The 9921-nt window shown below is 44.0% G+C and carries 7 protein-coding genes and 1 pseudogene; 5 read left to right on the top strand and 3 right to left on the bottom strand.

Going from position 1 to position 9921, the window contains the following annotated elements; translation table 11 throughout:
* The 3 genes and pseudogenes from ACQEXR_RS04105 to ACQEXR_RS04095 form a co-directional block, all read left to right on the top strand.
* Positions 1 to 352, top strand: a pseudogene (locus ACQEXR_RS04105) (hypothetical protein); the annotation flags it as partial.
* Positions 336 to 767, top strand: coding sequence for a hypothetical protein (locus tag ACQEXR_RS04100; RefSeq protein WP_427019795.1), 432 nt, complete (start codon positions 336 to 338; stop codon positions 765 to 767). The pseudogene ACQEXR_RS04105 and the gene ACQEXR_RS04100, both read left to right, overlap by 17 nt.
* Positions 768 to 1040: 273 nt before the next feature.
* Positions 1041 to 1919 carry a 5'-nucleotidase, lipoprotein e(P4) family gene (locus ACQEXR_RS04095; RefSeq protein ID WP_427019794.1) on the top strand — a complete coding sequence of 293 codons (879 nt, stop codon included), beginning with the start codon at positions 1041 to 1043 and terminating at the stop codon, positions 1917 to 1919.
* Between the two features lie 324 nt (positions 1920 to 2243).
* On the opposite strand, the gene ACQEXR_RS04090 is transcribed toward ACQEXR_RS04095, so the two are convergent.
* Both ACQEXR_RS04090 and rne read right to left on the bottom strand, forming a co-directional pair.
* A complete protein-coding gene (locus tag ACQEXR_RS04090) occupies positions 2244 to 3803 on the bottom strand; it encodes a SulP family inorganic anion transporter (protein WP_427019793.1) in 1560 nt (519 codons plus the stop codon).
* 326 nt (positions 3804 to 4129) lie between these two features.
* Complete coding sequence (gene rne, locus ACQEXR_RS04085; protein ID WP_427019792.1) at positions 4130 to 7138, bottom strand: ribonuclease E; 3009 nt, start codon at positions 7136 to 7138, stop codon at positions 4130 to 4132.
* Between the two features lie 572 nt (positions 7139 to 7710).
* Here rne and rluC point away from each other — a divergent pair.
* Positions 7711 to 8664 carry a 23S rRNA pseudouridine(955/2504/2580) synthase RluC gene (rluC, locus tag ACQEXR_RS04080; protein ID WP_427019791.1) on the top strand — a complete coding sequence of 318 codons (954 nt, stop codon included), beginning with the start codon at positions 7711 to 7713 and terminating at the stop codon, positions 8662 to 8664.
* Here rluC and ACQEXR_RS04075 read toward each other — a convergent pair.
* Positions 8661 to 9242: a Maf family protein gene (locus tag ACQEXR_RS04075; protein WP_427019790.1), complete on the bottom strand. Its 582-nt coding sequence runs from the start codon at positions 9240 to 9242 to the stop codon at positions 8661 to 8663. The two genes, rluC and ACQEXR_RS04075, sit on opposite strands and share 4 nt — an antisense overlap.
* A gap of 148 nt (positions 9243 to 9390) precedes the next feature.
* Between ACQEXR_RS04075 and yceD the strand changes: the two genes are divergently transcribed.
* On the top strand, positions 9391 to 9918 hold the full coding sequence (yceD, locus tag ACQEXR_RS04070) for a 23S rRNA accumulation protein YceD (protein WP_138970790.1): 528 nt from the start codon (positions 9391 to 9393) through the stop codon (positions 9916 to 9918).
* Positions 9919 to 9921 lie beyond the last annotated feature (3 nt).

Genomic DNA, 9921 nt, shown 5'->3' with positions numbered 1-9921 from the left:
ATTTAAAGCAATGCAAGCTGGCTTTAGCCCAAAATCAAGAGCCGCGAATTTTAAAGGGGCAGGAGTCTTAACGTTTGCCGTGTCGGCGAGTATTGCAACTAGTGATTTAGTGTTCAAGGATGATTATCACCTTGTGAACTGGTTTGGGAATGTTGGAGCTGATATGTTCAAATTTATGCTCCAGACCGCTATTGGTGAAGTTGTTTTGTTTGCTACCGCAGCTATAGGTTCACCTGTCCTAGCAGGTGCGTTTTTTGTTACAGTTACATATGTATTCATTGAATGGGCGTGGGGTGAATACACAATTTCGAATGAGATAATAAGGATGCTTGAGGATGTCACACAAGATTAAATTACGTTTGGCTGGTGTCTTTGTTATTTGTTTTGGTTTGCTTTGTTGGGGGTATCCGTCTTATGGAGTTTATAGAGATTATCTTGATCTACTGAATCGAACCGAGACAGTACAAGTCTCGGTTATTACTCTATGGGTTCCGATTGGTTTTTTAGGGGCATTAGGTTGTTTTTTAGTTATGACCCCTAAAGCACTTTTATATGGAAAGAAGATTAATGAGCTTTACTCTCAAAGAGCGATGCAATTAGCCAACAAAATTAGTCTTTATTTTGCATTAGCTGGCGTGGCTTTTGCTGCGGGATGGACATATCACTCTATCGACTTGTTAGAGAAATATGGCTATGTGTACAGCCGAGATTTGACAAGAATAACTCCAACGGGAATACATTTAATGTACATTAAAGCAACGCATTGAGTTGGTTTAATCGTCAATTAGCTTTAAAGGCGTCGAGTCTTTGGACCCTTGCCCAAGGTCGTGCCAGTGTGTTCATTGCTAACTTTGTCCGTAGCTGGCTTTTTTGCCCATTTATTGATCCCGTCAAAAAAACAAATGGGCAAATAGGCGAATTTTCCTCAATTGTCGATTATGTGACCTTTTGCCTAGGGGTTGTCCGTTGAGTTTGTTGATAACAGATCAATTGCTTATGCTTGCGAGCATGTCGAACGTTACTTCAAATTAGTAAGCATCATGTTTAATAATGCCGTTGTTTACACAAAAGGATTGAACTTGACAATGAAAAAACTAATGAAAAACATTACTACCGTTAGTATAGCTACCTTAGCGGCTTTACTTTCAAATCTATCTTCCGCTGCCGAAACGACTAATGAAAATAACTTACTAGGCTATGCTGTTGCTTGGAAACAAACAGCCGCAGAATATCGAGCACTCTATTATCAAGGGTTCAACGTGGCGAAAATGCACATTGACAAAGCACTTTCGGAACACAAAAAAGGAGACAAACCTTTAGCTATTGTGACAGATCTTGATGATACTCTGGTACTTCCTCTTGAATATTGGGGACACTTAATAAAACACAACAAGGATTTCTTCGAAGATCCAATTTGGGATGAATGGGTTCCAACTAATGGTATGATCCCATCGTTTGGAGCAAGTGATTTTCTTGAATATGTGAATAGCAAAAATGTCGATATATTCTATGTCACTTCACGCAATCAAGGAGCTCCGACATGGGAGCTAGCCAAACAAAATATTCTGGCAATGGGATTCCCTTTGAAAGACGACTCTCATCTGACTGTACTCATGGACACATCCAACAAAGAAACGCGTCAGAAAGAAATTTTAAAAGACTATAACGTCATTGTCTTTCTTGGCGATAACTTGAATGACTTTAAGCGTAAATACTACATCAAAGGTGATGTAGATGGTCGTATAGCTAAAATGGAACAAGATAAAGAGCTATACGGTAGCAAGTACATTCTTTTTCCTAATCCAACCGATGGTCATTGGATCGCAGCTATTTTTGGTGATTCAGAGCCACCTCAGAGTAAAGAAAACCGAGAAGTCCTCATTAACGCCGCTACAAAATCTGCTTGGGACGGCAATTAATTCTAAATGATACAACTAACATTTAAGCCCCAAGTGGGGCTTAAATTGAAGGGTGCTTAAAATCTGGTGTCAGCCAAATTGGGTTCGCTATGTTCCCCCTAATTATTGCTACACTTAAAGTAAGCAGCAACTGTAAACTCGTCAGTCAGTTGGCTAAACTCACCGATAGCCAATCTACTCATATAGCGATGTCGCTCAAAGGGGCAGATCAAAGGACTGTCAGTTCGGAAATTTTGGCGGTTTCGGTGTAGACCCCTGTATAAGTCTAACGATATAACAAAGAAAAGGGCTTCCATTTGGAAGCCCTTTGCATATGTGAGCGGATTAGCCCGCAAGCACGTCAGTGGCGACCTTGTAGCTTGGGTCTTCTTTGACGTTAATTTCGACCAGACTACCCGCCTTGTGGAGCAGTTTACGGCAGTCAGGGCTTAAATGGCGCAGATGTAATGTCTTACCTTGAGCAGAATAGCGCTCTGCAAGGGTTTCAATCGCTTCGATAGCAGAATGGTCAGTGACGCGTGAATCGGCGAAATCGACAATAACATCGCTAGGGTCTTTGATTGCATCGAAAATTTCTAGGAAATTAGCCACTGAGCCAAAGAATACTGGACCGTGGATCTTGTACTCTTTTGAGCCTTCCTCGTTAATGCAGGTATCGGCGTAAATGTGTTTAGCGTGCTGCCAAGCAAACATCAGAGCGGACGCAATCACACCGACAAAGACAGCGATAGCAAGGTCAGTGAGTACAGTAACGACGGTTACCAATACAATAACAAAGAAATCTTGCTTAGGTACACGACGAGCGAGTTTAAAGGTTGCCCATTCAAATGTGCCGATAACCACCATGAACATCACACCAACAAGTGCCGCGAGTGGAATCATTTCGATCAGCGCGGAAGCAAATAGGATGAACATCAGCAGTGCAACTGCCGCGACGATACCCGACAGGCGACCACGGCCACCTGAGTTTACGTTGATCATTGATTGACCAATCATCGCACAACCACCCATTGCCCCAAATACGGAACAGGTCATGTTTGCCATACCTTGACCGATACATTCGCGGTTAGACTGGCCACGACTGTTCGTCATCTCATCAAGTACTGTTAGTGTAAGCAGAGATTCAATCAGGCCGATAGCCGCAAGAATGATGGCGTATGGCAAGATGATTTGCAGCGTCTCAAATGTCAACGGTACTGCAGGGATCGAGAAAGTCGGTAATGAACCTGCTAGCGTTGCGGCTTCGTCCCCTGACATAGTGCGTAAGAAGTCAACAACGGTACGTGTTTCCAGATCTAAGCCAATAACTAGAGCACTTACCGTCACGATAGCCACCAGTGATGAAGGGACGGCAGTTGTGAACTTAGGTAAGAAATGAATGATAGCCATCGTAAGCGCAACGAGACCAAGCATCAACATCATCTGGTCTTGTGGTAACCAAGTCAGCATACCATTGATGTCCGGTGCTTTAAATTGACCAAGCTGAGCTAAGAAGATCACAATCGCCAAACCATTAACGAAACCGATCATAACAGGATGTGGCACGATACGAATGAATTTGCCGAGTTTAAATAGACCAGCAGCAATCTGTAGGATACCTGCGAGCAAGATAGCGGCGAAGAGGTATTGTACGCCGTGTGACGCAACCAGAGAGACCATAACAACGGCCATCGCGCCTGTTGCACCAGAGATCATTCCTGGACGACCGCCAAAAATTGAGGTGATTAGGCCAACGATGAAAGCGGCGTATAATCCGACCATTGGGTCAACACCCGCGACAAAAGCGAATGCGACGGCTTCAGGAACCAAGGCAAGTGCAACGGTTAAACCTGATAAAACATCATTTTTTACAGAGTGTTTTGAAAATTGTGGGAATTCAAACATGTTTGCTCAGTTTGGCTAAGTGGTTATAAGTAGTCTGAATTGTATTTAGTCGTCACTGGGCAAAATGCAATGTAAAAGAGCAGAGTGACTAAATGAAATACTCTCGGTGGTTAATTACGTAGAGTATAGATTCAGGTCGAGTCGGCGAATGCTACCGAAAAGTGTGATTAAGTTCAAGATTGGAGCCAGTATTGAACCATATTTGTGATCAATAGATGCAAATCGCTTAATCAGTTTCATTGTAGGTGTTTGCTTACATTGAAGTTTGCAAGAGATAAAAAAAACAGCCTCTAACTAGAGGCTGTTTATCAACAGATCAGTGATGACTAAAACTGAGGTTTGGTCATTACTGCGCCAGCTTGGTTTGTAGCAACTTGGCTGCCTGCGCCACGAGACTGGTAACGGTCTTCTTTAAGCGGAGCTGAGACTACAGTGATCTCTTTCATCTCTTTGTTGCCTGGGGCTTTTGCCATAGGAGCACTTGCGTGACCTTTAAAGCCTTGAGGTACCAAGATTTCAGAAGTTGTGACTTCGATAACTGGCTCAGCTTGAATAACAGTAGGTTCAGATTGCTCTACAACCTCAGCTACTGGAGCCGTTTCAACCGCCTCAACCGCCTCAACCTCAACTGTTTCAACTTCAACCACTGCAACTTCAACGATTTCGTTTTCAACCGCTGGAGCTTCATCAGCCACTTCAGTAACCACAGCTTGTTGCGCTTCAACAATCACTGGTTCTTCACGGCGAATGATCACTTTGCCCATTGCCATTTCTGGGCAAGCGAAACCACCTAAAGTGCTCGTTGCTGTTTCAACGACAACCGCTTCAACCACAGGAGCCTCAACTTTATCAGCCTTCGCCTGTTTAGGTGCTGGCTTAATAATACCGTAGCTTGGCATCACTTTACCCATCGCCATCTCAGGAGAGGCTACGCCACCCTTACGTAAACGGAATGGGTTAGGACGACGGTCACGACCGCGACGGCGACGTTGTCCACTAGCACGTAAGTGACGAGGTGAACGACGGTTACGACGTTGTTTTGGTTGCTCAGCAGACTCTTCTGCTTCAGCTTCCACAACAGCCTCTTCGAACATCTCTGCTTTAGCATCGCTAGCAATCAGTTTTGCTTCTTCGTCAGCTTTAGCTTGTGCCTCTTGATCTTTAACACGAACTTGCTTAGAAAGTTTGCGACGCTGGCGGCGCTCTTTCACTTTTGCCGCTTTCTCTTCAGAACGTTCTTTAGCTGCTTCTGGCTTCTCATTAAGTTGTGCATCAGCCGCCAGTTTCAGGCCTTCTTCGGCAACTTTGCTTGCCTTAACATCGTCACGCTTGTTACGACGTGGTTCCTGTTTAGGCTTACGGTTTTGTTGCGGCTTACTACGTTCGTTCGCTTTTACTTCGCTCTTCGCTTCGTCACGTGTGTTCTTACGCTTATTATCGCGCTTGTCTTCACGGTTTTCGTTACGACTTTCGTTGCGGTTATCGCGGTTGCTGCGACGACGGTTATCGTTGCGATTACGGCGGTTACGGTTGTTACGGTTACCGTCTTTACGCTCGTTCTGCTGTTGCTTCTCTTGATCCTGCTCTTTTTGTGAAGAGCCGAAAAGGAAGCTGCCTAAAGCTTTAAAGAAGCGGCTTACAAGACCAGGTTGTGACTCTTGTTGTTCCGCGCTGTCTGCTTTCTTCTCAGGCGCTTTTACTGGGCTAGGAGCAGGTGCTGACTGTGTTGGTGCCGCGAAACCTTTCAGAGCAGGCTCTTCAATTTTCTTAGGCTTAATATCAACTTCTGCAGGTTCTTTACCTTCAGCCTCTTTCATTGCTTCGATTTTCTGAGGCAATAGGTAAGAGAGAAGATCAAACTCTTCGCCTTCGCGGATACGGATCACGTCAAAGTGCGGCGTTTCCATATCAGAATTTGGTACAACAGTAATTTTAACGTCTTGAATGCGCTCAATGTGGTTCACTGAGCGGCGCTTCTCATTTAATAGGTAAGAAGCGATAGGCACAGGTACAACTGCAAGAACCTGAGCTGTATTGTCTTTCAATGCCTCTTCTTCAATCAGACGAAGAACAGACAATGCAAGAGATTCGTTGTCACGAACTACGCCAGTACCTGTACAGCGAGGGCAAATATGGTGACTTGCTTCTGCTAGCGAAGGGCTAAGACGTTGACGAGACATTTCTAACAAACCGAAGCGAGAAATTCGGCCTATTTGTACACGTGCACGATCCATGCGAACAGAGTCGCGTAGTCGGTTCTCTACTTCACGCTGGTGTCGAACTGGAGTCATATCGATAAAGTCGATAACCACTAGACCACCGAGATCGCGTAGACGAAGTTGACGTGCAATTTCTTCCGCTGCCTCTAAGTTAGTGTTTAACGCTGTCTCTTCGATATCACCGCCCTTAGTTGCGCGAGCAGAGTTAATGTCGATAGATGTAAGAGCTTCTGTTGGGTCAATAACGATTGAACCACCCGATGGAAGACGAACTTCACGTTGGAAGGCCGACTCAATTTGGCTCTCAATTTGGTAGTGACTAAACAGCGGAACTTCACCATCGTATTTCTTAACACGATTTACGAAGTCTGGACGAACCAAACGGATGTGCTCAAGAGCACGTTCGTAAATGGTGTTGCTATCGATAAGAATTTCGCCAATGTCACGACGTAGGTAATCACGAATCGCTCGAACAATAACGTTGCTTTCCTGGTGGATTAGGAAAGGTGCCGCGTTTGCATCTGAAGCCTGCTTAATTGCGCCCCAGTGGTTCAAAAGCACGTTTAAATCCCACTCAAGTTCTTCTGCACTCTTACCAACACCCGCAGTACGAACAATTAGGCCCATACCTTGCGGTAGTTCTAATGTGCTAAGTGCTGATTTGAGCTGAGTACGCTCATCACCTTCGATACGGCGAGAAATACCACCGGCACGAGGGTTATTTGGCATAAGAACTAGGTAGCTACCCGCAAGCGAGATGAACGTAGTAAGAGCTGCGCCCTTGCTACCGCGTTCTTCTTTTTCAACTTGTACGATTACTTCTTGGCCTTCAGTAAGCACTTCTTTAATGCTTGGACGACCTTGGTAGGTGTAACCTTCAGGGAAATATTCGCGGGCAATTTCTTTAAGAGGGAGGAAGCCGTGTCTTTCTGCACCATAGTCAACGAAAGCCGCTTCAAGGCTAGGTTCGATGCGAGTGATACGTCCTTTGTAGATATTTGCTTTTTTTGATTCATGTCCAGGGCTTTCGATATCCAAATCGTAAAGGCGCTGACCATCAACCAAAGCAACACGCAACTCTTCTTTTTGAGTTGCGTTAATTAACATTCTTTTCATTGATAAATCTCGTTGTCATTCTTTGTTTTATTACTTGTCATTGCTATCGCTTTCATGGTGCCAGATCCCATGGCTTAATCTTTGCAGCCTCCCGGCTGGAGGGATGCGCTCGGGCACTTCAGTCTCACAAGCTTTCTCGTTTAGCTTGTGAGCCGCATTATTGGCGGTAAACACTCAACATGATCGGCGACGAGTAGGGTGACAAGATTGTTAATTTCAAAAATGTCTTACGCCGTGTGCTGCATTTTGGTAAATTAACGGGCTACTCAAATTATTGCTCAAAAATGAGTTGGTTTGTTTAAAAGGCAACCAAATCACTTATTGCAGGGGTGAACTATAGCAGTACCCATTAAAGTCAGCAATCTGCTTTATAATAATTCGCTAAAAAAGCCGATTTTATTTTCCGTAAGTATCTGTTTTATAGGTTTTATTGAGCCTAATTTATGAAATTGTAATAAAGTCGATGAATTTTTATTCGTAGCGGATCTTGCATCCATTATTAGTTGAGCCATTTTCCAATATGTTGCGAAGAAAATGTGATTTTGCGCAACTTTGAATGATAGAATAATCAGATGAGTGAAATAAGAACAAAAGTCCAGTTTGTCGACATAGACGAAGATATGGCGGGTCAGCGTATTGATAACTTCTTACGCAACCAGTTGAAAAGTATCCCTAAAAGCATGGTTTATCGAATCTTGCGTAAGGGAGAGGTACGAGTAAACAAAAAACGTGTCAAAGCGGAATATAAGCTGAAAGCTGGGGATCTGATCCGAATTCCACCAGTCACCGTTGAAGAAAAAGCCGATGAAGTCGCCCCTAGTACAAAGTTAAATAAGGTGGCTGAGCTTGAGCACATGATTATCTATGAAGATGATCATATGTTGGTTTTAAATAAACCTTCAGGTACAGCAGTGCATGGCGGAAGTGGTCTAAAGTTTGGAGCCATTGAAGCGTTAAGGGCGTTACGTCCAGAAGCACGTTTTCTTGAACTGGTGCATCGCATTGACCGAGATACGTCGGGAATCTTGTTGGTGGCGAAAAAACGTTCAGCGCTACGTCACTTACAAGCGCAATTTCGTGAAAAGACCGTTCAGAAGTATTACTTCGCTTTAGTCATGGGTGAGTGGAAAAGCAGTTGTAAGGTTGTCAACGCCCCTTTGCTTAAAAATGAAGTTAACAGCATTGTGCGAGTGAACCCTAACGGTAAACCATCAGAAACTCGATTTAAGATTATCGAGAAGTTTGCCGATGCAACACTGATACAAGCAAGCCCTATTACGGGTCGTACCCATCAAATTCGCGTGCATACTCAGTACACGGGTCATCCGATAGCGTGGGACGACAGATACGGTGACCGACGTTTTGATGCATACACGGCGAAAGTAGGGCTAGATCGTCTTTTCCTTCATGCGGCGAATATTAAGTTTCAGCACCCTTCTAATGATGAATGGATGGAAATTAATGCGCCGATGGAACCGAAGTTAGAAAAGACACTGGCAGGTCTAAGAGCAAGTACTGCTCGTTAGAGCACCTCAAACCCTTGGTTGCGTAGCATATCGACCAAGTCGATCAATGGTAATCCGACCAAGGTGTTTGGATCTTTACCTTCGAGTCGCTCGAATAGCGCGATACCCAAACCTTCACTCTTGAAGCTGCCAGCACAGTATAGTGGTTGCTCTTTAGCCACGTAACTTTCTATTTGCTGTTGGCTTAGTGAGCGAAAATGGACCGTAAAGGTGTCGACCTTAACCTCTGTCTGCTTGGTGAGGTTGTTGTGCACAGCCAAACCAGTGAAAAACTGAATCGATTGACCACTTTGTTGTGTCAATTGCTCAATCGCTTTTTGCTCGGTAAGTGGTTTACCAATGATTCGACCGTCAATCACACACACTTGGTCGCTACCAATGATCAAAGCCGTTTCTTCAACCTGACATGACTCTGCTTTTCCTTTGGCTAAGCGTGAAACTAGCTCAATAGGTGTTTCGTGCTCTAAGGGTGTTTCATCAAATTGTGGAGAGGCAGTAATAAATGAAACTGCCAATTTATTGAGCAGTTGTTGGCGGTATGGTGATGTTGAGGCTAAAACTAGTTGGTAATTCTGCATTTTAATTTACAATCTAACAGCGGGTTAGTGTGAGCTTAATCTATATTATGGTTGTGATACTAGCTCTCTTGAGGAGAAGGAAAAAAAGTACAACTTTTTGCCCTTTTTCTTTGACTCTAAACGATTTGGAAGATAAAATTCGCGCCCTATGCAAAAGGTAAAAATACCGCGTACGATTGATCCGTCACGCGCTGCTCAAAAGCGACTAGATGTTGAAGGTATTATTCAAGTTAGTCTCTTTAAGCGCTTAGAGGAATCAGTTGAAGGCGTTAAACGCGACGCCCAAGTGTCAATGTCATTTGACTTAGATGAGCAGCGACTCGTTGTTATCTCTGGTAAAGCTAACATCGTGGTCGACTTAGAGTGTCAACGCTGTAATGAGGTTTTCGCACATGAGTGCGACGTCCAATTCACTTATACACCGTATTACGGTGAAAAGACTGAAGAGGAAGCACCGGAAGAGTACGATTTGGTAGATCTGAACGAGTACGGTGAAATAGACCTAATACAGTTAGTTGAAGACGAGTTCATTCTAAACTTGCCTCAAATAGCAATGCACGATGAAGCGGACTGTAGCGTTGATTCAGATAATATGGTGTTTGGTAAACTTCCAGAAGAAATTGTGGAAGAAAAGAAACCGAATCCATTTGACGTTTTAAAAAGCTTAAAGAAGTAATTC

The sequence above is a fragment of the Vibrio sp. TRT 2004 genome, assembly GCF_050113735.1.
Classification (GTDB): Bacteria; Pseudomonadota; Gammaproteobacteria; order Enterobacterales; family Vibrionaceae; genus Vibrio.
The sequence above is the reverse complement of the archived record's forward strand: the minus strand, read 5'-3'. Positions and strand labels throughout refer to the sequence as shown.